The following is a 24,543-nucleotide window of genomic DNA, read 5'->3' on the forward strand; positions in this document are numbered from 1 at the left end:
AAACGCTTTTTCGGAGCGAACGCATGATTTCCAAAGAAGGCCTCACTCATCACATTTCCGCGCAGTTCAACGCCGAACTGGAAGAAGTGCGCAGCCACCTGCTGGCCATGGGCGGGCTGGTCGAGAAGCAGGTCAACGACGCGGTCACCGCGCTGATCGAGGCCGACTCGGGCCTGGCCCAGCAAGTGCGCGAGATCGACGACCAGATCAACCAGATGGAACGTAACATCGACGAAGAATGCCTGCGCATTCTGGCCCGTCGTCAGCCTGCGGCCTCCGACCTGCGTCTGATCATCAGCATCTCCAAGTCGGTGATCGACCTTGAGCGCATCGGCGACGAAGCGACCAAGATCGCCCGCCGCGCGATTCAGCTGTGCGAAGAAGGCGAAGCGCCGCGCGGTTACGTCGAAGTGCGCCACATCGGTGACCAGGTGCGCAACATGGTGCGCGATGCGCTGGACGCGTTTGCCCGCTTCGACGCCGATCTGGCGTTGTCGGTGGCGCAGTACGACAAGATCATCGACCGCGAATACAAAACCGCTCTGCGCGAACTGGCGACCTACATGATGGAAGACCCGCGCTCTATCTCGCGGGTCTTGAGCATTATCTGGGTGCTGCGTTCGCTGGAGCGGATCGGCGACCACGCCCGCAACATCTCCGAGCTGGTGATCTATCTGGTGCGCGGCACCGATGTGCGCCACATGGGCCTCAAGCGCATGAAGGAAGAAGTTGAAGGGACAAGTGGTGAAACCGCTAATGTTCCGGGCGATGCTGACGATAAGTAAGATTGCCTGAGAAAAGCGCCCGGCCCTTTGGCCGGGCGTTTTTGTTTCTGCTTTTCATAGGCAGAACCGAATTAAAAAGCAGCACCCGCGAACGAAAAGTCCCGGCGTGACTGAAGAGTTTTGGCAATGTGCCATCAGCCAGCGTTATGCTTGCCGGGATTTTAATAGGGGTGTTGGATGAGCAAGATCAGTGTGTTGGTCGTGGACGATGCATCGTTCATTCGTGACCTGGTGAAAAAGTGCCTGCGTAATTACTTCCCGGGGATTCGCACCGAGGACGCCATCAACGGCAAGAAGGCCCAGGCCATGCTGGCCAAGGAAGCCTTCGACCTGGTGCTGTGCGACTGGGAAATGCCGGAAATGTCCGGCCTCGAACTGCTGACCTGGTGCCGTGAGCAGGACAATCTCAAGACCATGCCGTTCATCATGGTCACCAGCCGGGGCGACAAGGAAAACGTCGTGCAGGCGATCCAGGCCGGTGTCACCGGTTACGTCAGCAAGCCGTTCACCAACGAGCAATTGCTGACCAAGGTCAAGCAGGCCCTGAACAAGGTCGGCAAACTCGACACCCTGATGAACAGCGCCCCGACCAAGATGAACTCGGCGTTCGGCAACGACTCTTTGAGCGCGTTGACCGGCGGTAAGGCTGCCGTGGTCGGTTCCGCACCGACTGCTGCGGCTGTGAATCCGTTTGCCAAGCCTGCCGCTGCGGCCCCGGCACCTGCCGCCGCGCCACAGCGTGGCCTGCTCAACAGCCCGCCGGTGAAAGCCCCGGCAGCCTCCAGCGCTCCGGCCGGCGGTCGCGGTCAGGGCCAGCTGCGCCTGCCGAGCGGCACCCAGCAATGCGTGATCAAGGCCCTGAGCATCAAGGAAGCGCTGCTGGTGGTGAAACGCACCGACACCCTGCCGCAGATCCTCGACAGCGCCGTGCTGGACCTGGAGCAGGGTGACAATGCGGAAATCGCCCGCCTCAACGGCTACCTGCACGCCGTCGTCGCCCACGAGCCGAAACCCGACAGCGACTGGCTGCAATTGACCTTCCGCTTCGTCGACCAGGACGCGCAGAAACTCGACTACATCTCCCGCCTGATCGCCCGCGGCACAGCGCAGAAGCACTTCGTTCCGGGCGCGTAAGCGCAGTTTTACGCTGATCGTTCCCACGCTCCGCGTGGGAGTGCCTCAAGGGACGCTCTGCGTCCTCACGCATGGGACGCAGAGCGTCCCGGGCTGCATCTCCACGCAGAGCGTGGGGACGATCATTCGCGCATTTTTGAAACATCTGTCGACTAGCCTGGTCTGCTTCAGCTGCTAGGCTCATTCCCAGGCCTTACTCGACAGAATTTTTGCCCATGCCCCTGCGCCTGCTGTTTTTCTGTGGTCTGTTCATGGCCTCCACCTCGACTGTGGCCATGACGATCTACAAATCCACCGATGCCAACGGAGTGGTTTCGTACAGCGACCGTCCGAGCAAAGGCTCCCAGGTGTTCGTGTTTCAGGATCGGATGGTCGAGCGCCTCGAGCGCCAGGTCTATCTCGACATCAAGAAGCAGAAGGGCGCGGACGTGGTATTCGTGCGCAACGATCTGTATGCGCCGGTCGAGATTGCCCTGGCGTTTACCGGAATGAGCAATGTACGCGGCGCACCGACGCAAACGATCCGCCGGGTGTTGCCGGCGCGCAGCAATACGCGGCTGGCGCTGCTGACGGCGGTGTCCGGTGGCAAGCCGCTGGTGTACACGCCGCAGTTCCATTATTCCCTCGGTGACCCGGCTGGCGCGGCTCAGGGCTATCGTTATCCGTTTCCGTGGCGTGGCGGGCCGTTCCGCCTCAGCCAGGGCGCCAACGGCGATTACAGCCACTTCGGGCCAAAGAACAAGTACGCAATGGACATCGCCATGCCGGTCGGTACGCCGATCATTGCGGCGCGTGCCGGGGTGGTGGTGAAGACCGAGAACTCCCAGAACGGGCGTGGCACCGATCCCTCCGGCAACTTCGTGCGGATACTGCACGACGACGGCACGATGGGTGTGTACCTGCATCTCAAGCAAGGATCGGTGAGTGTCCGGGAGGGGCAACGGGTTACGGTGGGCAGCCCGCTGGCGCTGTCAGGCAATACCGGCAACAGCAGCGGCCCGCACCTGCACTTCGTGGTGCAGCGCAATACCGGGATGGGGCTGGTGTCGATTCCGTATCAGTTCAACCGGCCGCTGGGGGCGTTGCCCAACTTTGCGTTGGGCAAGCAGTAAACCCGTCAGTCGAGCATCAGCACCTTGGCCAGAATGATCTTCGGACCTTTCATCTTCTTGATGATGATCCGCAGACCTTCGACTTCCAGCACTTCTTCCTCTTCCGGCACCCGTTTCAGGGTTTCGTAGATCAGCCCGGCGAGGGTTTCGGCTTCGATGTGATCCAGGTCGATCCCCAGCAGGCGCTCGACCTTGAACAGCGGTGTATCGCCCCGCACCAGCAACTTGCCCGGCTGGTAGGCGAGGATCCCGCGTTCGGCCTTGCGGTGTTCGTCCTGGATATCGCCGACCAGCACTTCCAGCACGTCTTCCATGGTCAGGTAGCCGATGATGTTGCCGTCGGCCTCTTCGACCACCGCGAAGTGCGAGCCGCCCTTGCGGAACTGTTCCAGCAGCTGCGACAACGGCATGTGCCGGGAGACGCGCTCCAGCGGGCGGGTCAGTTCGGCGAGGTTGAACGACTCGGGAATGTGATCCAGCGCTGCCAGTTCCAGCAGCAGGTCCTTGATGTGCAGCAGGCCGACGAACTCCTTGCGCTCGCTGTCGTACACCGGATAACGGCTGAACTTGTGGCGGCGGAACATCGCCAGGATTTCTTTCAGCGGGGCGTTGAACTCAAGGGTGATCAGGTCTTCCCGGGAGTTGGCCCAGTCGACCACTTCCAGCTCGCCCATTTCCACCGCCGAGGCCAGCACGCGCATGCCCTGGTCGCTCGGGTCCTGGCCACGGCTGGAGTGCAGGATCAGTTTCAGTTCTTCGCGGCTGTAATGGTGCTCGTGATGCGGGCCGGGTTCACCTTGCCCCGCGATGCGCAGGATGGTGTTGGCACTGGCATTGAGCAGGTAGATCGCCGGGTACATGGCCCAGTAGAACAGGTACAGCGGCACCGCCGTCCACAGCGACAGCAGCTCGGGTTTGCGGATTGCCCAGGACTTGGGTGCGAGTTCGCCGACCACGATGTGCAGGTAGGAAATGATGAAGAACGCGGTGAAGAACGAAATGCCTTTGACGACCTCGGCCGACTGCACGCCGACCGCGCTCAGCAGCGGTTCGAGAATGTGCGCGAACGCCGGCTCGCCGACCCAGCCCAGGCCGAGGGAGGCGAGGGTGATACCGAGCTGGCACGCCGAGAGGTAAGCATCGAGCTGACTGTGTACGGTGCGCAGGATGTGCCCGCGCCAGCCGTGCTGTTCAGCGATGGCTTCGACCCGGGTCGAGCGCAGTTTGACCATGGCGAACTCCGCCGCAACGAAGAAGCCGTTGAGCAGAACCAGGATCAGAGCGAAAAGAATCATGCCGAAATCGGCGAATATTGTTGCGAGGGACAAGCCAGGGGAAGGGTCCATGATGGAGTTTTGCGGGTTCCGTGTGATTCGAAAGAAAGAAAAATCCGCACCTGAAAGGCAGGCGCAAGTCAGCCAATGTAGCGGCTGACCTGGCGATTGCCTAGTCCGGCATTACTCAGCGGCGCTGATGACCCGTGCCTGAGCGACCTGCGCCGGGGCGAAATGGCAGGTGAACGTGCTGCCATGACCGGGCACGCTGCTGATCTCCATCCGCGCGCGATGGCGCAACAACACGTGTTTGACGATGGCCAGGCCCAGGCCCGTACCGCCGGTGTTGGAGTTGCGGCTGGAGTCGACGCGGTAGAAGCGCTCGGTCAGGCGCGGCAGGTGTTTGCTGTCGATGCCGATTCCGGAATCCTGCACGCTCAGGTGCGCGCCCTGATCGTCGCCCCACCAGCGGATGCGGATATTGCCTTCGGCCGGGGTGTATTTGACGGCGTTGAACACCAGGTTGGAAAACGCACTGCGCAGTTCCGCCTCGCTGCCCTTGAGCAGAATGCTGGTGTCGGCTTCCAGGGTGATTTTCTGATTCTTCGAACCTGACAGCTGCTGGGCGTCGCTCTTGATCGACTGCAGCAGGGTGCCGATGTGCACCGGCTGATTGTCCGACGGGTAATCGGTGGCTTCCAGCTTGGCCAGCAACAGCAAGTCGTTGAGCAGGGTCTGCATGCGCCCGCCCTGTTGCTGCATCTGCTGCAGGGCGCGGCTCCAGCGCGGGTTCACTTCCTCGACGTTGTCGAGCAGGGTTTCCAGGTAGCCGCAGATCACCGTCAGCGGGGTGCGCAGCTCATGGGAGACGTTGGCGATGAAGTCTTTGCGCATTTGTTCAAGCTGATGGATGCGCGTGACGTCGCGCACCAGCATCAGGTGTTCGTTGTTGCCGTAGCGCGTGAGGTACAGCTGAATGCGTACGCGATCGTTGGTGGGCGAGGGGATTTCCAGCGGCTCGGCGTAGCTTTCCTGCTCGAAGTATTCCTTGAAGCGCGGATGGCGTACCAGGTTGGTCACCGGTTGACCGCTGTCCTGCGGGGTCTTGAGGCCGAGCAGGGTTTCGGCGGCGCGGTTCCACCATTCCAGGTTGCCGTCGCTGTCGAGCATGATCACCGCGTCTTTCAGCGCAGCGGTGGACTCCTGAACGCGGTCGATCACCGCTTGCAGGCGCCCGCGTACGCGTTGGTCGCGGCGTTGCAGGTGGTAGATGCTGTCGAACACCTCACCCCACAGGCCGTAACCGTCGGGCGGTGCTTCATCGGGTTGGTGCAGGCGCAGCCATTCGTGCAGGCGCAGCAGTTGCTTGAGCGTCCAGGCCAGGTACAGGCCCAGGCCTGCCGCCAGACTCCAGCCGTAATAACCGGTGATCAAACCGATCACCAGGCAGCCGGTGACCAGCAACAGCATGTGGCGAATCAGGGTGCCATGCCAGTTTTGGTTCACGGAAAATGCGGTCCTTGTCTACGGGGGCTGGCGCTCGGCTCAGGCTTTGGTGGAGAACCGGTAGCCGGTGCCGCGCACGGTTTGTACCAGATTTTCGTAGGCGTCGCCGAGGGCCTTGCGCAGGCGCCGGATGTGCACGTCGACGGTGCGCTCTTCAACATAGACGTTGCCGCCCCAGACCTGGTCCAGCAACTGGCCACGGGTGTAGGCGCGCTCCTGGTGGGTCATGAAGAATTGCAGCAGACGGTATTCGGTCGGGCCCATCTCGGCCGGGCGGCCGTCGATGGTCACGCGGTGGCTGATGGGGTCGAGCAGCAGGCCGCCGACTTCGATCGGCGCTTCGCCATCGGTCGGGCCGGCGCGACGCAGCACGGCCTTGAGGCGTGCGACCAGTTCGCGTGGGGAAAACGGTTTGGTGATGTAGTCGTCGGCGCCGACTTCCAGGCCCTGGATCTTGTTGTCCTCTTCGCCCTTGGCGGTGAGCATGATGATCGGGATGTCCCCGGTCAGTTCGTCACGCTTGAGGCGGCGGGCCAGCTCGATGCCGGAGGTGCCGGGCAGCATCCAGTCGAGCAGGATCAGGTCCGGCTTGCGGTCGACGATGATGGCGTGGGCCTGCTGCGAATTCTCTGCCTCGAGGCAGTCATAGCCGGCCATTTCCAACGCAACGGCGATCATTTCGCGAATGGGCGCTTCGTCGTCGACGATCAGAATGCTCCTGCCAACCATGCCTTAATCCTCTTGTCATTTAACTGTCTTGCGCCGCATTAGATAACGGAATTATTGCAGTCGTGTGACAGTATTTTAGTCCGGCGGCGATTGTGCGAATCCTGAACTAAGCTCTAAGTCCGAATCCTGACAACCACAAGAGAAGGTTTCCATGACTCAAATGACTGCTTCCTTTAAGGCTTTGCTGATGGCTGCCGCCCTGACTCTGCCTGGACTGGCGATGGCGGCCGAGCCGGCCATGATGAAAGACGGAATGATGGTCGACCACAACGGCATGACGCTTTACACGTTCGACAAGGACAGTGGCGGCAAGTCGATGTGCAACGGCGACTGCGCCAAGAACTGGCCGCCGCTGATGGCTCCCGCAGGCGCCAAGGCCGAAGGCAAATGGACGGTGATCAAGCGCGATGACGGCATGATGCAGTACGCCTACGACGGCAAACCGCTGTATACCTTTGTGAAAGATGCCAAGCCGGGCGATATGACCGGCGACAAGATGAAGGACGTGTGGCACGTGATGCGCGAGCACAAATAAACGCAAATGCCCTGTGGGAGCGAGCAAACTCGCTCCCACAGGTTCTGTGGATCAACGCAACGCATAATCCAGCACGATCCCGACGAAAATCGCCAGCCCGGCCCAGTGGTTGTGCAGGAACGCCTTGAAGCAACGCATCCGGTCCCGGTCGCGGGTGTACCAGAACTCCCAGACGTAGCACCCGGCCGCCACCAGCAGGCCGAGGTGGAACCATATCCCCAGCTCGAATTTCGACCCCGCGAGCACCAGGCAGCCCAGTGACAGAGCCTGCAAGGTCAGGATGATCACCCGGTCCGCGTCGCCGAACAGGATCGCCGTGGACTTCACGCCGATCTTCAGGTCATCGTCGCGGTCGGTCATCGCGTAATAAGTGTCGTAGCCCACCGTCCACAGCAAATTGGCGATCCACAGTAACCAGGCGGTCGCCGGCAACTCACCGGTTTCGGCGGTGAACGCCATCGGCATCCCCCAGGAAAACGCCGCCCCCAGCACCACCTGCGGGTAATAGGTGTAGCGCTTCATGAACGGATAGGTGAACGCCAGCGCCAGACCACCCAGCGACAGCCAGATGGTTGCGGCGTTGGTGCACAGCACCAGCAGGAAACTCACGCCCATCAGCAGCGCGAAGAACACCAGCGCCTCTTTCGAACTGATCTTGCCAGCAGCAATAGGCCTCTGCGCGGTGCGTTTGACGTGGCCGTCGACCTTGCGGTCGGCCCAGTCGTTGATCACGCAGCCGCCGGCACGGGTCAGCACCACGCCGAGGACGAAAATCACGATGTTGGCCAGCGATGGCGAGCCTTTGCCGGCAATCCACAGGGCCCAGAGCGTTGGCCACAGCAGCAGGTAAATGCCGATCGGCTTGTCCATCCGGGTCAGCTGGATGAAGTCCCAGGCGCGCGGGTTCAAGCGATTCAGGGATTTGAGCAGGCTTTGATACATCAGCAGTTCTCCGGACGGGCGCGGACGGCTTCCCACAGCGCAGGCAGGAAAATCTCCGCCACCAGTACGCTCAATGCACCACGGTCGAAACGCGAACGACGGCCCCACAGACCGGTGGCCCGGGAACACTCGGGCAGCCAGTGCTCCGGGTAATGACAGACCTCGATGGCGCGACGCTGGAAGGCTTGATCGCAGAACAGCAGTTCGCCCAGCGAGCGGCTGCCCAGTTCATCCATGTGCAAGCCGTCGCCCTGCAAGGCACTGCGCGACGCCACGCTGCGGGCGAACACCCACGCCTGGCCATGGCCGCGCAGATACACCTCGCGCACCCAGCCCTCGCTGCCTTCGGCCAGGTCCAGCGCGGCGCATTCGTCGTCGCGCAGGGTCTGCCAGCCTTCGAACAGCGGTGTGATGCTGAAGCCGTCATCGGACAGACGGGTCAGGCGGCGGGTCAGGGAGCCTTCGTCGAACAGCCAGTCGAGCGTGGATGTGTCGGGGAGGGGTGTCAGGTGGCTTTGCGGGCACCACAGCGGGGCATTTTTGAGTTGCACAATGAGTCAGTATTGGCAGCAAATGAGGCGGCGAGCTTACCATGGTGAGCCGCGAGTTTGATTGATCCGGGTCGCCGCTGCGCCGAACAGGCTTGCATCTGCCCGGTACGATCAGTACAAAACGCCCTGAGCCGGACGGCAGCGCTGCACCATCGACCGTCCGCGCCGGATTAAGCCTGAACCCTGAGGAAGTACCTGAATGAAAAAGTGGCAATGTGTGGTCTGCGGCCTGATCTACAACGAAGCCGACGGCTGGCCGGATGACGGCATTGCGCCGGGCACCCTGTGGCAGGACGTGCCGGAAGACTGGCTGTGCCCGGACTGCGGCGTCGGCAAGATGGACTTCGAAATGATCGAAATCAACTGAGAAAACACTGAGGAGTAGGGCATGAGCGCACCTGTCGTAATCGTTGGCACTGGGCTTGCGGGTTACAACCTGGCCCGCGAGTTTCGCAAACTCGATGGCGAAACCCCGCTGCTGCTGATTACCGCCGATGACGGTCGCTCCTACTCCAAGCCGATGCTGTCCACCGGCTTCGGCAAGAACAAGGACGCCGATGGCCTGAGCATGGCCGAGCCGGGCGCCATGGCCGATCAGTTGAAGGCCGAAATCCGCACCCACACCCGCATCAGCGGCATCGATCCCGGCCACAAGCGTTTGTGGATCGGCGAGGAAGCAGTGAGCTATCGCGACCTGATCCTGGCCTGGGGCGCCGAAACCGTGCGCGTGCCGATCGAAGGCGATGGCGCGGACCTGGTGTTCCCGATCAACGATCTCGAAGACTACGCCCGTTTTCGCGCCGCAGCGGCCGGCAAGCGTCGAGTTTTGCTGCTCGGTGCCGGTCTGATCGGCTGCGAGTTCGCCAATGACCTGATTCTGGGCGGCTACGAGGTGCAACTGGTTGCACCGTGTGAACAGGTGATGCCGACCCTGCTGCATCCCGCGGCGGCGGCTGCGGTGCAGGCCGGGCTGGAAAGCCTCGGCGCACGTTTTCATCTCGGCCCGGTGCTGACCCGCCTGCAAAAAGTCGCGGATGGGCTGGAAGCGCACCTGTCCGATGGCCAGGTTGTCCCGTGCGATGTGGTGGTCTCGGCCATCGGCCTGCGCCCGCGGATCGATCTGGCAGCGGCAGCCGGCATCCAGACCAATCGCGGCGTGGTGGTCGACCGTCACCTGCAAACCTCGCACGCCAACATTTACGCCCTGGGCGACTGCGCCGAGGTCGACGGGCTGAATCTTCTGTACGTCATGCCCCTCATGAGTTGTGCGCGAGCGCTGGCACAAACCCTGGCCGGCAACCCGACCGTGGTGAACTACGGACCGATGCCGATCACCGTGAAAACCCCGGTCTGCCCGCTGGTGGTTTCCCCGCCGCCACGGGGCCGCGAGGGCGTCTGGACGGTCGAAGGGCAGGGCGCCGACGTCAAGGTGCTGTGCCACGACGCCGAAGGGCAATTGCTCGGTTACGCCCTGACCGGCGCGGCGGTGATGGAAAAACTCGCACTGAACAAACAGCTTCCGGCCTTACTGGCGTAAATACCGGTCGTTCTGTCGGAATCACCCCGCTTTTGCCCCCACAAACGTCGCGGGGAGACTGGCGCCGCCCTTAACCGCGTGCCATCCTCACTCCCGTCTGCCGCAGAGTAGAGCCTGCGGCGCCTTGGGCGCTGTTCCAACGAGAACAGCACGGACATAACAACAAAAAACCGTCAAAGGGGCTTCACTAATGCGTAAACCAGAACTCGCCGCTGCAATCGCTGAAAAAGCGGATCTGACCAAAGAGCAGGCCAACCGCGTTCTCAACGCCGTTCTCGAAGAAATCACCGGCGCCCTGCACCGCAAGGACAGCGTCACGCTGGTGGGCTTCGGCACCTTCCTGCAACGCCACCGCGGTGCCCGCACCGGCAAAAACCCGCAAACCGGTGAACCGGTGAAGATCAAGGCCAGCAACACCGTTGCGTTCAAGCCAGGCAAATCGTTGAAAGACAGCGTCAATCCATAATCGCGGCGAACGCCCGGTCAGCCGGGCGCGTTGCATGAAAAATGGGCATACCGATTGCGGTCGGATGCCCATTTTTTTGGCTGATGGCGAGCCGAGCTGGTCTTGGTGGATCGTTATGGGATTCGTCTAGCCGGTTACCCGTAGGTGGCCAGCACCATTCTGGCGAACTCGTTCTTGCTTGGCTGGTGTCCATAAGATTTCAGGTATTTACGCCACTCGGACTCGAGTATGGGACTTTCGTATTCGCCCTCCGTCGCTAGATGCGCAGCTGCATCGTCTATCAAGGCTTGGGTGTAATGTTTCGAGGGGCCGTCCGAACTGGCGTCTGAAGTTGTAATGAACGGTCCAACCGTTGTGAATAGCAACCCGATCCCGGTCAGCATCGAGAACTCCAAGGGGCCACCGTTCAACAGGCATCCAAATCCGATGCAGCCCTCAGCACGAGCAGAGGTGCTGGTTGTGAGCGTTAGCATGACAACCAAAGCGCATCCAAACCCTGATATTGATCGTTTATTGTGTCTGCCGCTCATGATGGTTTAACGCTCCCTGACGTTACTTATGGATCCCTTTGTTCAGTGATTGCAGATTGGCAAGTGACTGGAGGGGGTGAGATGCCTTACCAGCTCCCGAAGGGGATGCCGTATTTTTCGATGTAGGTTTTGGACTCCGGTGAAAGAGGTAGCGCGTAGCGTCCTCCATTTTTCCCTTGATACGGCCCCTGCTTGACGATGCTCCCTTCAACCCGAGCAATCTCGACAGGCTTGAGACAAGGCCCACGCTGCCAAACCTTGGCAATGCCGCCGGGCGCCAATCCAATAGTTACGCGATCGCGGTAATCCGTGATCCATTTGCCATCCAGTCTGCAGTACGCCTTTTCCGGTTTGTGCATGATTTCCCGCGCAGATTCGGGAATCACAATGTAGGCCTCATAGGTTTGAGGCTCAGCCAGTGATTGCCATCGCACATAGATCAAGCGGGGAAGATCGGCACCAGTGACGTCACGTCCGCCGCCACTACCGGGGCTGTCAGGCCAGCCTGCGGGCTTGCCCTTGTTGTCGGCGGGTGTGTTCACCGAGGCAATCCCGGCTCCGGCGCGTTTGAACACACGTTCACGGATATCCACCACGTCGGCCGTTTCAATCCAGACCTCCATGTAGGCGGGTGCTCCGAAGCCGAGATACCAAGGCCGTTTGGTGATCGGTTGTGCATGACTTTGAGTGCAAAGCACCAACAGCAATCCGAAGACGAACCCCGTGTGTTTTTTGACGGGCCGAGTGAATTTATTCATGGGGGTGCACCACTCGTTGTTTGTTCTTTGTTGGGCGGTTGATAAAAACAACGCTCCAGTCGCTGTTGTTGAAATCTTTGGCTGCGTTCCAGTGCGCAGATAGGTGGATATAGCGACTGCGTAACAAAGCCCGTTCTTTGATAGTCAGCCCTTCAACAGATGACTCACCCAAGGCGTAAGCCTGAAGTTTTTTGTGAATGGGTACTAACTCTGCGGGCAAATTTAGCGCTGACCTGTCGGGAATCAGCTTGAGCGGCACCCCGGCTCTTACCGCCAGCTCACGCATGATGCGTAAATACACCAGCGACAACTCACCGTGTACCGGGCGTTCAATCATGGCCGCAGCATAAACCCGCTTCTGGGGCTCCGGTGTGGATCTGCCCCTTTCCAATCGTTGAATGACAGGGGCTTCCCAGAGTGCAACCCGCAGTTGATTGCCTGGAGCGTCATCTTCGATGACGCCTTTCGTATACCAGGCAAACGCCTCCTTTTCGGCAGAGACATAGGCTGCGCTCCGGGTCGCTTCCTTGCTTTGGCTGATGGTGCTGGTGATCGGACTGCTCAACAGAAGTTTCTCCCTGGCCCTGGGCAGATAGCCACCTCCCAGATCCGAGTGGGCGCCGGGTAATACCAGATCAATCTCACCCAGGCTATTAAGGGCAAAGTTCTCGCGATGTTCATCACGCGCCACCAGGTGCACCACTTTGTTGGCGCAACCCTCCGGCAGCTTCAAGTTCAGTCCCGGATTTCTGCTGTTGGCGCCAGTGAAGTCGAGCAACCATGGATTGGCGATTGCCGCGACGGTATCAAACAGACCAATGAAATTGATGCTGATACTGGATTGTGAAACCCAGTCAAAGCTACTGACCAAGAACGGAGAGCCTGCTGGCAACGCCTTTGCGAGAATGCTGCGCTTGCCTTTTAGCACCTCGTTTGCGAAGTGCCGTGCAGCGGCGGCGCCTCGACTGAAACCGAAAATATCGAATTCGATTCTTTCTATTAGCGTGTTGGGGTTGCTATCAATCAGTGACCGAATTTGCTCCATGATTTTTTCAGGGCTCTGCTCCACACGAGCCAGAACACCCGTTTCGCCTCGGCCGGTTGCCTGTGCGTAAAGTGAGTCGTCTCCGTCAGCGGTTGTACCGATGCCTTCGATGTATACGCGCAAAGAAGCCTGTTTCGTGTTCTCTGGTAATACGTCAAAGGCATGGTCTGTATACAGCTCATGCAACCGCACGATATTGCTTACATCATTGCCGTAGCTGTTATCCGGCGAGTTGCCATTTCCGTCATAGCCATAAGCGGCGCAGTGCTTCTGAATCTCTTCGGCTGCCTCCGCCAGATTGGCATCTGGCGCATAGCAAGCCGCGACCGTTTCGCTGTTGGCCTTGTTGTTCCCCGTCCCATCGAAAAACACGCCGATCCGCAAGGTGATGCCGGCAGGCATTTCATCTTCCAGTTCAACTTCTTCCTCCTCTTCTTCGAGTTCGGCGACTTCCGGGTCTTGAGTGGATGAGGCCGTCAGTCCGGCCGCCAAGGCTCCCGCCATTGCGGCTTCTGGATGATCAGCGGCTCCGCTGGCGGACGTCTTTCCTCCCGCCACGACCTCGGTACTGCTGAAGATCCCGCCCCTGTCGATCACGATATGGTGACCGCCCGCCTTCAGCGTGATGCTGGCGCCGGCATCCAGCACCACGCTGGCGCCGGCCTTGATCTGCACCTGCTGGCCCGCCTCGACGGTAATGATTTTCCCGGCCGTCGTCTGGCTGCTGCCCTGGATGCTTTCCCATCGATCGCGCCCGACCACCAGCCGGCTGTCATGGAGAACCTGCCGCTCCATGTCGCGCTGGGCACGCAGGTAGACCAGTTCCAGTCCGGCGCGGTCTTCAATCATCAATTCGCTGTAGCCGCCGGTGTCAGGCGAGCTGCGACTGCGCAACACGGTTCGGGTCTTGTGCTCGGGAAGTTTGTAGGGTGCAGGGGTGACCTTGTTGATCACGCAGCCGGTAATCAGCGGCTTGTCGGGATCACCTTCCACGAAGGTCACCACCACTTCCATCCCGATGCGGGGGAGGGTGACGACACCGAAACCGTTCCCGGCCCAGCTCGACGAGACCCGCACCCAGCAACTGCTGCGCTCACTGTTTAATTCGGCTCGGTCCCAGTGGAATTCGACTTTTACGCGACCGAACTCATCGCAGTAGATCTCTTCGCCTTTGGGGCCGGTCACCCGGGCGGTCTGGCTGACCAGCGGTGGCCTGCGTGCGGGAAGCGGCGGACGGAAAACTACCTCGGCCGGAATGGCGTGGAAGGTGTTGCGATAGCCTTGGGTAAAACCGTCCGCCGATTGAGTTTCGCTGCTAACCGACTCTTCGAGCACTTGCGGCTGCCGCCCGGTGTGGGTGATCCCGAGCAGCAGCCACAGACCGTTGTATTTCTGGCGAGGGTGTTCGGTCAGTTCAAACAGATGGCCGCAGCGCAAGGTAGGTTGGTTGCTTTGACCCTCTGCCATTTCATAGTCTGCGCGATGGCGCTCCAGGGCCTGACGGGCCAGTTGCTTGCCACGCTTTTCGTTGTCCAGCGGCAACGGGTATTGGTAGTCCTCAAGCGTCGGGGTGAATTCGGCGCTGAAGCGGCTTTCGATTAAAAGCGTCGGTCGCCTCAGGTCATAGTCGCGTCGCGTGACCCGGCTTGTCCGGGTGGCGGCGCGCAAGGAAAACCTGCTGACTACTGGATATTCCGGGACCATCCCGCTATCCCGGCGATAGGGTGTGGCGCGCAATGTCGGGAGGAACACCGCGTCATCGGTGAACACCAGCAAATGGCCTTGCGCGGAGTGCTGGTGATGCCAGGCGATTCCGTCCTCGGCACACAGGCGCTGAATGAACTCGAAATCGCTTTCGCCGTATTGGGTGCAGTAATCCCGTGCCGCTAGGGGCTGGACATGGAAGGTGAACGCATCGGCGAGGATGCCATGTCGCTTGAGCGTTTGCGTGATGATCTGCGGGACAGTCTGCTCCTGGTAAATCCGTTGATCGTGACTGAACTGCAAATAGTGGAGGCTCGGCACCAGTATCAGGCGATAACGGGTCAGGCGTTTTCCCGACTCACCCGCCAACACATCTTCGATGCGCCCGTGAATGCCTTCACCGTTCAGGCCGAACTGCAGGAAGGCAGGCTGACCGAGCAGGCCTTCCATATCGAAGTCGGGGTCTTCACTGACCAGTTCGACGTGGATGGCATAAAGGGTGCTGATGGTCTCGGTGCCTTCGAAGGCCAGCACCTTGAAGTCGTTGCGAACAGCGTGAATCTGCAGCGTAAAGCGCGCAGAACTGACAGCTCCAGACATACGCTTGTCCTTAAGCAGAGAGGGGAAGACGGCGTGATGTCGAAACCCTCCCTGGTCAGCGCACGCGAACATTGGCCGGCACGCTAACAAGGCGTTAAACAGATTTATGTAAGAAGGATCGCTTGTTTAAGTCGGAGCTTTCCGGGTTGTAAAACAACGTGGAAATTGTGGGAAATGGCTGCGGGAAAGTGACGGCGGGTGATTGGAATCCTGCGTAATAGTCTTATGCAGGCAAGGATCCAAGACTATTAAACATATAAATGCCATCAATTTGATGGCACTTTTAATGTTGTCTGTTGTCGCCAGTCATTTGTTAATAAATGGTGGTGTATTTTCGGAAGCGTCCTACTTCAAATTTTTTCGGGGTTTGTCATGCTTTCTCCGCTTACTTGTGGAACGAGCGTGCAGATGCTCTCGACGCCGCGCGCCGGCCGCTCTGGCCCAATGCTTTCGGAAGGGATAGGCTTAAAAGTGAAATATAAAGGGACATCAGGGAATCCCCTGTCACATATAGGGCGATCTCCTACAGAGCCCAATGAACAGTTCGTCTTGTTGTTTAATCAGATGCTTGCTAGTGGCCATCATTGTGATTACGATGCGCGCACTTGAAAGAGCAAACACTCAATTGGATGAGTCTTCCGACTGCTCTTCGATACTGTCCCGCGCCGCTGCAACTCCAATAGGCGCACGACCGTAATCCTTATAAAGGCCATGGATGTCCTACTCAAGCAAACTTTCCGCCCATTACCTCGAACTCGCTAAAGTCTCTGTTTCCAAAGAGAATTTTGCGGGCGAAGACGTTCGCTTCTCGAGCGAATTCGAGGCCCTGGAAAGCGAGCTGGCCAAAGCCTCGTCGATGCACGAAAGCGGGCAGATCGACTGGCTGAAAATTCGCGAAAACAGCGAAAACCTCCTGCGTACCCAATCCAAGGACTTGCGTGTCGGCGCCTGGCTGACCTGGTCGCTGTACCAGCGTGAATCCTTCCCCGGCCTGCTGGCCGGCCTCGGTTTTCTGCACCATTTGTCGGAAAACAACTGGGCCGAGATTCACCCGCTCAAACCCCGCACCCGGGCCGCCGCCATCGGCTGGCTGGTGCCGCGTCTTGAGCAGGTGATCACCGAGAACATCGCGATCAAGGAACAGCTGCCGATGTTCCGGCAGTTGTCCGAGCATCTGTCCGGTCTCGACGCCGTCTGCACCGAGCATCTGGGCGATGATGCGCCGCTGCTGCTGCCGCTCTCCCGTCGTCTGAAAACCATGATCCAGCGCGCCGCCGACAACCAGCCGGCGCCCGGCGTGGTGGGCGCGGCGGTGGCCCAGGTCAAGCAGGCGGCGACTCAGTTGCTGGCACCCGGTGCGCCGATCGACAACGAGAAAGAAGCCCACAAGGCCCTGCGCGCCCAGCAGGAAAGCGCCCGCCCGTTGTGCGCCTGGTGGCTCAAGCAGAAAGCCACCGACCTGCGCGCGCTGCGCCTCAACCGCACCTTGCTGTGGATGACGATCGACGCGGTGCCCGAGCGCAACGCCGAGCAGATCACCGTGCTGCGCGGGTTGCCGGTCGACAAGCTCAAGCAGTATCAGGACCGCTTCGATCAGGGCAAATACGCCGACCTGCTGGTGGAACTGGAGGCGAGCCTGGCGAAGGCACCGTTCTGGTTCGATGGCCAGAGGATGGTCTGGGAATGTCTCCAGAACCTCAACGCCGAGCTGGCCATGCGCGAAGTGGAAATCCACTTCGCGCTTTTGATTCAACGCCTGCCCGGCATCATCGAGCTGCGTTTCCATGACGGCGCGCCGTTCGCCGATCCGTCCACCCGGGCGTGGATCGCCGCCAACGTCATGCCGCACCTGCAAAGCGCCAGCGCGCCGCGCAAGGTCGAAACCGAAAACGCCGAAACCCAGCCGGCCTGGGAAAAGGCCCTCGAAGAAGTCCAGCCGATCCTGCGCAAGGAAGGCCTCAAGCCCGCAGTGCAGATCCTCAAGCAGGGCCTGCAATCGGCGCACGGCGGGCGCGAACGCTTCTTCTGGCAGTTCGCCCTCGCGCGGCTGTGTTTCCTGGCCAAGAAATACGAACTGGCCAAGAACCAGCTCGAAACCCTCGATCAGACATTACAGGACTCAGGCCTGCACGCCTGGGAGCCCGATCTTGCATTGGAAGTGCTGCACCTGCTGCACAGTTGCTGCGAGTTGTTACCGCAGAACCATGCCGTACGTGAACGCAAGGAAGAGATTTATCGCAGGCTGTGCCACCTCGACCTCGAAGTGGTACTCGAATAGGCCCCAGGGCCACAACCGCAAGGAGAAAAGCCATGGCCAAAGAAGGCTCGGTAGCCCCCAAGGAACGCATCAACGTCACCTTCAAACCCGCCACCGGCGGTGCTCAGGAAGAGATTGAACTGCCGCTGAAGCTGCTGGCAATCGGTGACTACACCCACCGCAAGGACGATCGCAAGATCGAGGATCGCAAGCCGATCAGCATCGACAAGATGACCTTCGACGAAGTGCTGGCCAAGCAAGAGCTGGGTCTGACGCTGAGCGTGCCGAACCGTCTGCAGGAAGATGGCGAGGCCGACGAGCTGGCTGTGCAACTGCGCGTCAACTCCATGAAGGACTTCAACCCGGCCAGCCTGGTCGAGCAAGTGCCTGAGCTGAAAAAACTGATGGAACTGCGCGACGCGCTGGTGGCCCTCAAAGGCCCGCTGGGTAACGCACCTGCGTTCCGTAAAGCCATCGAAGGCGTGCTCGCCGACGATGAATCCCGCGGTCGCGTACTCGGTGAGCTGGGCCTGAACGCCGCAGCTCCGGACGCTTGAGACTCCAGCAGCCAAGGAAGCCAACACAATGAGCACTAGCGCAGCACAACAGAACGCCGCAGAAAACGGCGAGTACAGCATTCTCGACAGCATCATCGCCGAAACCCGCCTGACGCCGGACGACGAAGCCTACGACATCGCCAAGCGCGGTGTGTCGGCGTTCATCGAAGAGCTGCTCAAGCCGCAGAACAACGGTGAGCCGGTCAAGAAAGCCATGGTTGACCGCATGATCGCCGAGATCGATGCCAAGCTCAGCCGTCAGATGGACGAAATCCTGCACCACCCGGACTTCCAGGCCCTGGAATCGTCGTGGCGTGGCCTGCAACTGCTGGTCGACCGCACCAACTTCCGCGAAAACATCAAGATCGAAATCCTCAACGTCTCCAAAGAAGACCTGCTTGACGATTTCGAAGACTCGCCGGAAGTCATGCAGTCGGGCCTGTACAAGCACATCTACACCGCTGAATACGGCCAGTTCGGTGGTCAGCCGGTTGGCGCGATCATTGCCAACTACTACATGTCCCCAAGCTCGCCGGACGTGAAGCTGATGCAGTACGTGTCCAGCGTAGCCTGCATGTCCCACGCGCCGTTCATCGCCGCCGCCGGCCCGAAATTCTTCGGCCTGGAAAGCTTCACCGGTCTGCCGGACCTGAAGGATCTGAAAGATCACTTCGAAGGCCCGCAATTCGCCAAATGGCAGAGCTTCCGTACCTCCGAAGACTCCCGCTACGTTGGCCTGACCGTGCCGCGTTTCCTGCTGCGTAACCCGTACGACCCGGAAGAGAACCCGGTCAAATCGTTCGTGTACAAGGAAAACGTTGCCAACAGCCACGAGCACTACCTGTGGGGCAACACCGCTTACGCGTTCGGCACCAAGCTGACCGACAGCTTCGCCAAATTCCGCTGGTGCCCGAACATCATCGGCCCACAGAGCGGTGGCGCGGTTGAAGACCTGCCTCTGCACCACTTCGAAAGCATGGGCGAAATCGAAACCAAGATTCCTACCGAGGTTCTGGTTTCCGACCGTCGTGAATACGAACTGGCCGAGGAAGGCTTCATCTCCCTGACCATGCGTAAAGGCTCCGACAACGCGGCGTTCTTCTCCGCGAGCTCGGTGCAGAAGCCGAAGTTCTTCGGCATCAGCGCAGAAGGCAAGGCCGCAGAGCTGAACTACAAGCTCGGCACCCAACTGCCGTACATGATGATCGTCAACCGCCTGGCTCACTACCTGAAAGTGCTGCAGCGCGAGCAACTCGGTTCGTGGAAAGAGCGGACCGACCTCGAGCTGGAACTGAACAAGTGGATCCGCCAGTACGTGGCCGACCAGGAAAACCCGAGCGCCGAAGTGCGTGGCCGTCGTCCGCTGCGCGCTGCGCAAGTGATCGTCAGCGACGTTGAAGGCGAGCCGGGCTGGTACCGCGTCAGCCTGAACGTGCGTCCGCACTTCAAGTACATGGGGGCCGATTTCACCCTGTCGCTGGTTGGCAAGCTGGACAAAGAGTAAGAGCGACTCATGGACGGATACGGCAGCCTTTTCGAGCGCCTCAACGGCGACGCGGAACAGCGCAAGGGCAAGAGCCTCGAGGCTTCGGCCATGGCGTCGGTGGCTGCCCATCTGGCCAAAATGCTCAGCACCCGGGCCGGCAGCGTGCAAACGCTGTCCGACTACGGGTTGCCCGATCTCAATGACATGCGCCTGAGCCTGCACGACTCCCTGAGTCAGGCCCGCCTGGCCATCGAAAGCTTCATCGAAGCCTACGAACCGCGCCTGAGCAACGTGCGTGTCATTTCCCTGCCGCGAGACCACGACCAGCTACGCCTGGCCTTCAGCATCGAAGGCCTGCTGGAAGTCGAGGGTTTCAAGCGTCAGGTCAGTTTCGCCGCGCGCCTGGATGGCAGCGGTCAAGTGAAGGTCAACTAAGGAGAACCCCGATGTCTGGCAAACCTGCAGCACGCGTATCCGACCCCACCGCTTGCCCGCTCCCCGGCCACGGCACCAATCCGATCGCCGCCGGTTCCGGCGACGTGTTCTTCGACGGCCTCCCGGCGGCCCGCGAAGGCGATGCCTCCGCGTGTGGTGGTGCGATGGTCGGCGGTTTGGCCACGACGGTGAAAATCAACAGCAAGTCTGCTGTCACTGTTGATTCCGTAGGCTCCCACGGTAACAAAGTCACCGCCGGTTCCGGGACGGTGATTATCGGGAATTCACATTCGCCGGCGCCGTTTGTGCCGCCGGAGCCGGTCATCATTCCTGGAATATTCAATCGTGTCTTTGAATTCAAAACTGCAGATGGCAGGACGGTTGAAAATTTAAACTACACCATGCGTTCTGATAGCGGGATTGAGAAAACAGGCTCAACGTCTACAGGTATGTCAGGTGGTTTTTCAACTGGCAAAACAGCAGAGCCTGTAACTATATATATTTCGGCGGACTAATAAGCATGGAGACCATAATCAACATCGATGGTGTCGCTTACACGTTTGTGACGCAGGATGAAGTGACGACGCTTAAGGTTCTTGCTGAAACAACTGAAAGCAAAGATACAAAACCAAAGAAAGTTGACCTTCCGTCGGCGTGGATTATTACCAGGAAAAACGGCGTTCCTCTCTTCGCCTTGAAACCAGGTAAGGATGACTCTGCATTCAGAATTATCACCGCAGAAAAGCTATACGCAGAAAAAGGTCAATGGTTTGAACCGTTGGCCAGATATTACAGAGAACTTATCTGGCTTAATCCTGAAACAATGCAGGCTGGAACGGATTCAAATACCGCATATAAGCATGTTACTTGGCAGGAGCTGATTGACTTTGCGGTTGTTGACCGTTTTTCTTTTACCTTCCACTCCGGACTGCCAGGTGACTGGAAATTCCAGAGCGCTGGCGGTGACGAATTCCTGATGGTGTTCATGGAGGATAAACCCTATTGGGCTGATGGAATCGGCCAAGTGCCTTTTGCGGTTAATACCTATAGAAAATATCTACGAGAAACAAAGCAGGTAGATCTCGCGATAAAGATGGCTGGCGAAACGGGCGTGAAGTGGGGCGACGGTAAGGCCTATACTGGCGCAGAGAAAGGTCCGAAAGACGTTTACGACAACTTCATCATATTGCGAGGGATTTTGTGGGCGAAAGAAAACTGTAAGTTAGTGGTAAAAAAAGACACGGTATACGATAAAGGTATTCCTCACGTAATTGAACTTACTGAGGCGCCTTACGTTCCCGTTTCTAATGCTAAGTTGGTAAATTCTATCTCGCAAGGCGATATGGATCAGTACGGGACATGGAATAAATGAGTGTGAGTCGCTGGATCGGTCTTGTGCCGCATTTAATAGTGTGCGTAATTTACATTCCTTTGCATAATTATTGCGTCGATGTATATATAGATATGTATGGTGGGCTGACATCTAGAGGCGTCGGTATCGGCATGACGCCGGATCTAATGGTTCAGTATTTTGTGTTGATGAATGCTATAACTTTTTTTATTTCAAAGCTTAAACTCAAACTCGTTTTTGTTGCATTCATGCTGTCGCTTATTTTGTATTATTTTTTGCCACACTATCCCGTCCGTGCGATGGCATACACATTAATGGGTGGCATTCTGACTTTTGCGGCGATATTCGCTGGTCAATTAATTGATCGCCTTTTTTTTCGAAAATAAAAGTTGAAACATGACTGTAGGGTGTCATCGCCGATGTAGCCCGCGTGAGTCGTTCTGCTGTTTTTTAATGAGTTCCACTACCAGGCAGGTAACCCGTGTCCTTTAACCACTACTACCAAAGCGAACTCACCGCACTGCGCCAACTGGGCCGCCGTTTTGCCGAGCGTAGTCCGGCGTTGGCGCCGTTCCTGGGGCAGGCCGGGCGGGATCCGGATGTGGAGCGGTTGCTGGAAGGCTTTGCGTTTCTGACCGGGCGGCTGCGCCAGAAGCTCGATGACGAGTTGCCGGAGCTCAGCCATTCCCTGATGCAGTTGTTGTGGCCGAACTACATGCGCCCGCTGCCGGCGTTCAGCATTCTGCAGTTCGATCCGCTCAAGCGTTCCGGGCCGGCGCTGAAGGTCGAGCGTGATACGCCGATCGAGAGCGTGCCGATCGAAGACGTGCGTTGCCGCTTTCGCACCTGCTACCCGACCGAAGTCATGGCGCTGGATCTGGCCGCGCTGAACTACTCGGTGAAGGGCGACGGTTCGCTGCTCAGCCTGCGCCTGGAGATGAGTGCCGACGGCCACCTCGGCGAGCTTGAGCTGAGCAAGCTGCGCCTGCACTTTGCCGGCGAGCGCTACATCAGCCAGATGCTCTACCTGAGCCTGCTGCGCAACCTCGACGGCATCGAACTTATCCCGCTCGACGGCGCCGGCAAGCCGATCGATGGCGTGAGCGGCAAGCCGATGGCGTTCAAGATTCCGGGCGACCGGGTCAAACCGGTGGGCTTTGCCGAAGAAGAAGCGTTGATCCCGTATCCGCTGAACACTTTCCGCGGCTATCGCTATCTGCAGGAATACTTCGCCTTCCAGGACAAGTTCCTGTTCGTCGATGTCCACGGCCTCGACATCCTCAAGGCGCTGCCGGAAGACACCCTCAAGCAGATGCGCGGCCTGGAATTGCGCTTCGACATCCGCAAGAGCGGCATCATGCGCATGCGTCCGACCCTGGATAACGTGAAGCTGTTCTGCACGCCGATCGTCAATCTGTTCAAGCACGACGCACTGCCGATCCGCCTCGACGGCAAACAGGACGAATACCTGCTGCTGCCGGCTGAATACGATCTGGAAAACTGCGGCGTGTTCTCGGTGGAAACCGTGACCGGCTGGAAGCCCGGTGGGCTCGGTTATCAGGAGTACGTGCCGTTCGAATCCTTCGAGCACGACCCTAGTTTCGACGTGCCCAACAGCCGTCCGCATTACAGCATCCGTCAGCGTTCGTCGCTGCTGCACGACGGCCTCGACACCTACCTGAGCTTCGGCATCCGCCACACCGAAGCCCATGAAACCCTGTCGATCGAGCTGGTCTGCACCAACCAGAACCTGCCGCGCAAACTCAAGCTCGGGCAGATCTGCATGGCCTGCGAAGAGACCCCGGAGTTCCTGAGTTTCCGCAACATCACCCCGGCCACTTCGAGTTTTGCGCCGCCGCTGAACCGTGACTTCCTGTGGAAGCTGATCAGCAACATGTCGCTTAACTATCTGTCGCTGGCCGACGTCAATGCACTGAAGGTGATTCTCGAAACCTACGACCTGCCGCGCTACTACGACCAGCACGCGGAGAAGGTCAGCAAACGCCTGCTCGGCGGTCTCAAGCACATCAAGCATCACCACGTGGACCGCTTGCACCGTGGTTTGCCGGTGCGCGGTCTGCGCACCGAACTGACCATCGACCCGGAAGGGTATATCGGCGAAGGCGACCTGTTCGTCTTCGCCTCGGTTCTCAACGAGTTTTTCGCGCTTTACGCCAGTCTCAATTCATTCCATGAGCTGCGGGTAAAAAGCACACAGGGAGAGGTGTACCAATGGACACCACGTATGGGCCTGCAGCCCCTGCTTTAAGCGGGCTGACGAAGGTAATACGCGAGTACTCGCTGTTTCAGGCCGTGCTGCTGGTGATCGACCGGCTGCGCGATGCGCACCCGTACCTGAGCGAAGACGATTTGTACGACCAGCTGGAATTCCAGGCCAACCCGAGCCTCGGATTTCCGCGCAGCGACGTCGATCGCGTGGAGTTTTTTGAAGAGCACGGGCAGATGCGCGCGCGCCTGCGGTTCAACCTGATCGGTCTGGTCGGTTCCGGTTCGCCGCTGCCGGCGTTCTACGGCGAGCAAGCCCTGGGCGACAGCGAAGACGGCAACCCGACGCGCAACTTCCTCGACCTGTTCCACCATCGCCTGCAACGGCTGATGCTGCCGATCTGGCGCAAGTACCGCTATCGCGCGAGCTTCCAGAGCGGCGCGGTCGACCCGTTTTCGTCGCAGCTGTTCGCCCTGATCGGCCTCGGTGGCGACGAGATCCGCAAGGCCAAGGAACTGAACTGGAAGCGCCTGCTGCCGTACCTCGGCCTGCTGAGCCTGCGGGCGCACTCGGCGGCGCTGATCGAAGCGGTGCTGCGTTACTACTTCAAGCACGAAGACCTGGTCATCGAGCAGTGCATCGAGCGCCGCGTGGAAATCCTCGAAGAACAGCGCAACCGCCTCGGCTTCGCCAACAGTGTGCTGGGTGAAGACCTGGTGCTGGGCGAACGCGTGCGCGATCGCAGCGGCAAGTTCCGCATTCACATCACCGAACTCGACTGGGAGCGATTCCACGAATTCCTGCCCATCGGTTTCGGTTACCAGCCGCTTTGCGCGCTGGTGCGGTTCACCTTGCGTGACCCGCTCGATTACGACATTCGCCTGGTGCTGCGCCCGGAAGAAATCCGCGAACTGCGCATTGGCGAGAAGAACGACTGTCGCCTGGGTTGGACCAGTTGGCTGGGCTGCGAGAAAGCAGACGGCGTGGTGACCCTGGGCAGCAAAATTCATTAAGGACGTGAG

General features: G+C 59.3%; 23 protein-coding genes. 16 read left to right on the plus strand and 7 right to left on the minus strand.

Translation table 11 applies throughout. The annotated features are described in order from the left end of the window. Nucleotides 1–23: 23 nt before the first annotated feature. The 3 genes from phoU (at nt 24) to AWU82_RS22045 (ending at nt 3,031) form a co-directional block, all read left to right on the plus strand. Nucleotides 24–785: a phosphate signaling complex protein PhoU gene (gene phoU, locus AWU82_RS22035; protein ID WP_007954334.1), complete on the plus strand. Its 762-nt coding sequence runs from the start codon at nt 24–26 to the stop codon at nt 783–785. Nucleotides 786–962: 177 nt separating this feature from the next. Beyond that, nucleotides 963–1,919, plus strand: coding sequence for a response regulator (locus tag AWU82_RS22040; protein WP_064379783.1), 957 nt, complete (start codon nt 963–965; stop codon nt 1,917–1,919). 215 nt (nt 1,920–2,134) lie between these two features. Then, on the plus strand, nt 2,135–3,031 hold the full coding sequence (locus AWU82_RS22045; RefSeq protein ID WP_064379787.1) for a M23 family metallopeptidase: 897 nt from the start codon (nt 2,135–2,137) through the stop codon (nt 3,029–3,031). A 5-nt stretch (nt 3,032–3,036) separates the two neighbouring features. On the opposite strand, the gene AWU82_RS22050 is transcribed toward AWU82_RS22045, so the two are convergent. The 3 genes from AWU82_RS22050 to phoB all read right to left on the minus strand — a co-directional run bounded on the left by AWU82_RS22050 (nt 3,037) and on the right by phoB (nt 6,540). Further along, nucleotides 3,037–4,377 carry a hemolysin family protein gene (locus AWU82_RS22050; protein WP_007954342.1) on the minus strand — a complete coding sequence of 447 codons (1,341 nt, stop codon included), beginning with the start codon at nt 4,375–4,377 and terminating at the stop codon, nt 3,037–3,039. Between the two features lie 111 nt (nt 4,378–4,488). Further along, the gene (gene phoR, locus AWU82_RS22055) at nt 4,489–5,775 is read right to left on the minus strand and encodes a phosphate regulon sensor histidine kinase PhoR (protein WP_236196283.1); all 1,287 of its coding nucleotides are present in this window, start codon (nt 5,773–5,775) and stop codon (nt 4,489–4,491) included. 75 nt (nt 5,776–5,850) lie between these two features. Continuing rightward, a complete protein-coding gene (gene phoB / locus AWU82_RS22060) occupies nt 5,851–6,540 on the minus strand; it encodes a phosphate regulon transcriptional regulator PhoB (protein WP_003229608.1) in 690 nt (229 codons plus the stop codon). A 151-nt stretch (nt 6,541–6,691) separates the two neighbouring features. Here phoB and AWU82_RS22065 point away from each other — a divergent pair, with 151 nt between their 5' ends. Beyond that, complete coding sequence (locus AWU82_RS22065; protein WP_011336608.1) at nt 6,692–7,075, plus strand: COG4315 family predicted lipoprotein; 384 nt, start codon at nt 6,692–6,694, stop codon at nt 7,073–7,075. Nucleotides 7,076–7,126: 51 nt separating this feature from the next. On the opposite strand, the gene ubiA is transcribed toward AWU82_RS22065, so the two are convergent. Both ubiA and AWU82_RS22075 read right to left on the minus strand, forming a co-directional pair. Continuing rightward, on the minus strand, nt 7,127–8,017 hold the full coding sequence (gene ubiA, locus AWU82_RS22070; RefSeq protein WP_064379790.1) for a 4-hydroxybenzoate octaprenyltransferase: 891 nt from the start codon (nt 8,015–8,017) through the stop codon (nt 7,127–7,129). Beyond that, nucleotides 8,017–8,568, minus strand: a complete 552-nt coding sequence (locus AWU82_RS22075) for a chorismate--pyruvate lyase family protein (RefSeq protein ID WP_064379791.1) — start codon at nt 8,566–8,568, stop codon at nt 8,017–8,019. Before AWU82_RS22075 ends, ubiA begins: the two co-directional genes overlap by 1 nt. Nucleotides 8,569–8,767: 199 nt before the next feature. Between AWU82_RS22075 and AWU82_RS22080 the strand changes: the two genes are divergently transcribed. The 3 genes from AWU82_RS22080 to AWU82_RS22090 all read left to right on the plus strand — a co-directional run bounded on the left by AWU82_RS22080 (nt 8,768) and on the right by AWU82_RS22090 (nt 10,571). Next, on the plus strand, nt 8,768–8,935 hold the full coding sequence (locus AWU82_RS22080) for a rubredoxin (RefSeq protein WP_007954349.1): 168 nt from the start codon (nt 8,768–8,770) through the stop codon (nt 8,933–8,935). A gap of 21 nt (nt 8,936–8,956) precedes the next feature. Beyond that, on the plus strand, nt 8,957–10,105 hold the full coding sequence (locus AWU82_RS22085) for an NAD(P)/FAD-dependent oxidoreductase (RefSeq protein ID WP_064379793.1): 1,149 nt from the start codon (nt 8,957–8,959) through the stop codon (nt 10,103–10,105). A 190-nt stretch (nt 10,106–10,295) separates the two neighbouring features. Further along, on the plus strand, nt 10,296–10,571 hold the full coding sequence (locus tag AWU82_RS22090) for an HU family DNA-binding protein (RefSeq protein WP_003213368.1): 276 nt from the start codon (nt 10,296–10,298) through the stop codon (nt 10,569–10,571). A 616-nt stretch (nt 10,572–11,187) separates the two neighbouring features. Here the strand turns inward: AWU82_RS22090 and AWU82_RS22095 are convergent. Both AWU82_RS22095 and tssI read right to left on the minus strand, forming a co-directional pair. Continuing rightward, the gene (locus AWU82_RS22095) at nt 11,188–11,859 is read right to left on the minus strand and encodes a DUF2931 family protein (protein ID WP_011336603.1); all 672 of its coding nucleotides are present in this window, start codon (nt 11,857–11,859) and stop codon (nt 11,188–11,190) included. Next, a complete protein-coding gene (gene tssI / locus AWU82_RS22100; RefSeq protein ID WP_064379797.1) occupies nt 11,852–15,208 on the minus strand; it encodes a type VI secretion system tip protein TssI/VgrG in 3,357 nt (1,118 codons plus the stop codon). The genes AWU82_RS22095 and tssI overlap by 8 nt, the downstream gene beginning before the upstream one ends. Nucleotides 15,209–15,923: 715 nt before the next feature. Between tssI and tssA the strand changes: the two genes are divergently transcribed. The 9 genes from tssA (at nt 15,924) to tssG (ending at nt 24,534) form a co-directional block, all read left to right on the plus strand. Then, nucleotides 15,924–17,486 (plus strand): type VI secretion system protein TssA, encoded by a 1,563-nt coding sequence (gene tssA / locus AWU82_RS22105; protein ID WP_064379799.1) that lies wholly within the window; start codon nt 15,924–15,926, stop codon nt 17,484–17,486. Between the two features lie 32 nt (nt 17,487–17,518). Beyond that, entirely contained in the window at nt 17,519–18,022 is a 504-nt protein-coding gene (tssB, locus tag AWU82_RS22110) for a type VI secretion system contractile sheath small subunit (protein ID WP_003229587.1), read from the plus strand. Nucleotides 18,023–18,050: 28 nt separating this feature from the next. Next, nucleotides 18,051–19,526, plus strand: coding sequence for a type VI secretion system contractile sheath large subunit (gene tssC / locus AWU82_RS22115; protein WP_011336600.1), 1,476 nt, complete (start codon nt 18,051–18,053; stop codon nt 19,524–19,526). 9 nt (nt 19,527–19,535) lie between these two features. Further along, on the plus strand, nt 19,536–19,943 hold the full coding sequence (tssE, locus tag AWU82_RS22120; RefSeq protein ID WP_064379801.1) for a type VI secretion system baseplate subunit TssE: 408 nt from the start codon (nt 19,536–19,538) through the stop codon (nt 19,941–19,943). An 11-nt stretch (nt 19,944–19,954) separates the two neighbouring features. Beyond that, nucleotides 19,955–20,458: a PAAR domain-containing protein gene (locus AWU82_RS22125; protein WP_064379804.1), complete on the plus strand. Its 504-nt coding sequence runs from the start codon at nt 19,955–19,957 to the stop codon at nt 20,456–20,458. A gap of 5 nt (nt 20,459–20,463) precedes the next feature. Then, the gene (locus tag AWU82_RS22130) at nt 20,464–21,315 is read left to right on the plus strand and encodes a hypothetical protein (protein WP_064379806.1); all 852 of its coding nucleotides are present in this window, start codon (nt 20,464–20,466) and stop codon (nt 21,313–21,315) included. A 2-nt stretch (nt 21,316–21,317) separates the two neighbouring features. Then, nucleotides 21,318–21,680: a hypothetical protein gene (locus AWU82_RS22135; protein ID WP_139831948.1), complete on the plus strand. Its 363-nt coding sequence runs from the start codon at nt 21,318–21,320 to the stop codon at nt 21,678–21,680. 95 nt (nt 21,681–21,775) lie between these two features. After that, the gene (gene tssF, locus AWU82_RS22140) at nt 21,776–23,563 is read left to right on the plus strand and encodes a type VI secretion system baseplate subunit TssF (protein WP_011336593.1); all 1,788 of its coding nucleotides are present in this window, start codon (nt 21,776–21,778) and stop codon (nt 23,561–23,563) included. After that, entirely contained in the window at nt 23,527–24,534 is a 1,008-nt protein-coding gene (gene tssG / locus AWU82_RS22145; protein ID WP_039765146.1) for a type VI secretion system baseplate subunit TssG, read from the plus strand. Before tssF ends, tssG begins: the two co-directional genes overlap by 37 nt. Nucleotides 24,535–24,543 lie beyond the last annotated feature (9 nt).

It is taken from the genome of Pseudomonas glycinae (genome assembly GCF_001594225.2).
Lineage (GTDB): Bacteria > Pseudomonadota > Gammaproteobacteria > Pseudomonadales > Pseudomonadaceae > Aquipseudomonas > Aquipseudomonas glycinae.

Bases quoted from the DNA above. Each gene is read 5' to 3' on its own strand.
- AWU82_RS22045 (WP_064379787.1), top strand. From the start codon at position 2,135: ATGCCCCTGCGCCTGCTGTTTTTCTGTGGTCTGTTCATGGCCTCCACC.
- tssC (WP_011336600.1), top strand. From the start codon at position 18,051: ATGAGCACTAGCGCAGCACAACAGAACGCCGCAGAAAACGGCGAGTAC.
- AWU82_RS22065 (WP_011336608.1), top strand. From the start codon at position 6,692: ATGACTCAAATGACTGCTTCCTTTAAGGCTTTGCTGATGGCTGCCGCC.
- tssE (WP_064379801.1), top strand. From the start codon at position 19,536: ATGGACGGATACGGCAGCCTTTTCGAGCGCCTCAACGGCGACGCGGAA.
- phoB (WP_003229608.1), bottom strand. From the start codon at position 6,540: ATGGTTGGCAGGAGCATTCTGATCGTCGACGACGAAGCGCCCATTCGC.
- ubiA (WP_064379790.1), bottom strand. From the start codon at position 8,017: ATGTATCAAAGCCTGCTCAAATCCCTGAATCGCTTGAACCCGCGCGCC.
- AWU82_RS22040 (WP_064379783.1), top strand. From the start codon at position 963: ATGAGCAAGATCAGTGTGTTGGTCGTGGACGATGCATCGTTCATTCGT.
- phoU (WP_007954334.1), top strand. From the start codon at position 24: ATGATTTCCAAAGAAGGCCTCACTCATCACATTTCCGCGCAGTTCAAC.
- phoR (WP_236196283.1), bottom strand. From the start codon at position 5,775: ATGCTGTTGCTGGTCACCGGCTGCCTGGTGATCGGTTTGATCACCGGT.
- tssI (WP_064379797.1), bottom strand. From the start codon at position 15,208: ATGTCTGGAGCTGTCAGTTCTGCGCGCTTTACGCTGCAGATTCACGCT.
- AWU82_RS22050 (WP_007954342.1), bottom strand. From the start codon at position 4,377: ATGGACCCTTCCCCTGGCTTGTCCCTCGCAACAATATTCGCCGATTTC.
- AWU82_RS22085 (WP_064379793.1), top strand. From the start codon at position 8,957: ATGAGCGCACCTGTCGTAATCGTTGGCACTGGGCTTGCGGGTTACAAC.
- tssG (WP_039765146.1), top strand. From the start codon at position 23,527: ATGGACACCACGTATGGGCCTGCAGCCCCTGCTTTAAGCGGGCTGACG.
- AWU82_RS22125 (WP_064379804.1), top strand. From the start codon at position 19,955: ATGTCTGGCAAACCTGCAGCACGCGTATCCGACCCCACCGCTTGCCCG.
- tssB (WP_003229587.1), top strand. From the start codon at position 17,519: ATGGCCAAAGAAGGCTCGGTAGCCCCCAAGGAACGCATCAACGTCACC.
- AWU82_RS22080 (WP_007954349.1), top strand. From the start codon at position 8,768: ATGAAAAAGTGGCAATGTGTGGTCTGCGGCCTGATCTACAACGAAGCC.
- AWU82_RS22090 (WP_003213368.1), top strand. From the start codon at position 10,296: ATGCGTAAACCAGAACTCGCCGCTGCAATCGCTGAAAAAGCGGATCTG.
- AWU82_RS22130 (WP_064379806.1), top strand. From the start codon at position 20,464: ATGGAGACCATAATCAACATCGATGGTGTCGCTTACACGTTTGTGACG.
- tssA (WP_064379799.1), top strand. From the start codon at position 15,924: ATGTCCTACTCAAGCAAACTTTCCGCCCATTACCTCGAACTCGCTAAA.
- AWU82_RS22095 (WP_011336603.1), bottom strand. From the start codon at position 11,859: ATGAATAAATTCACTCGGCCCGTCAAAAAACACACGGGGTTCGTCTTC.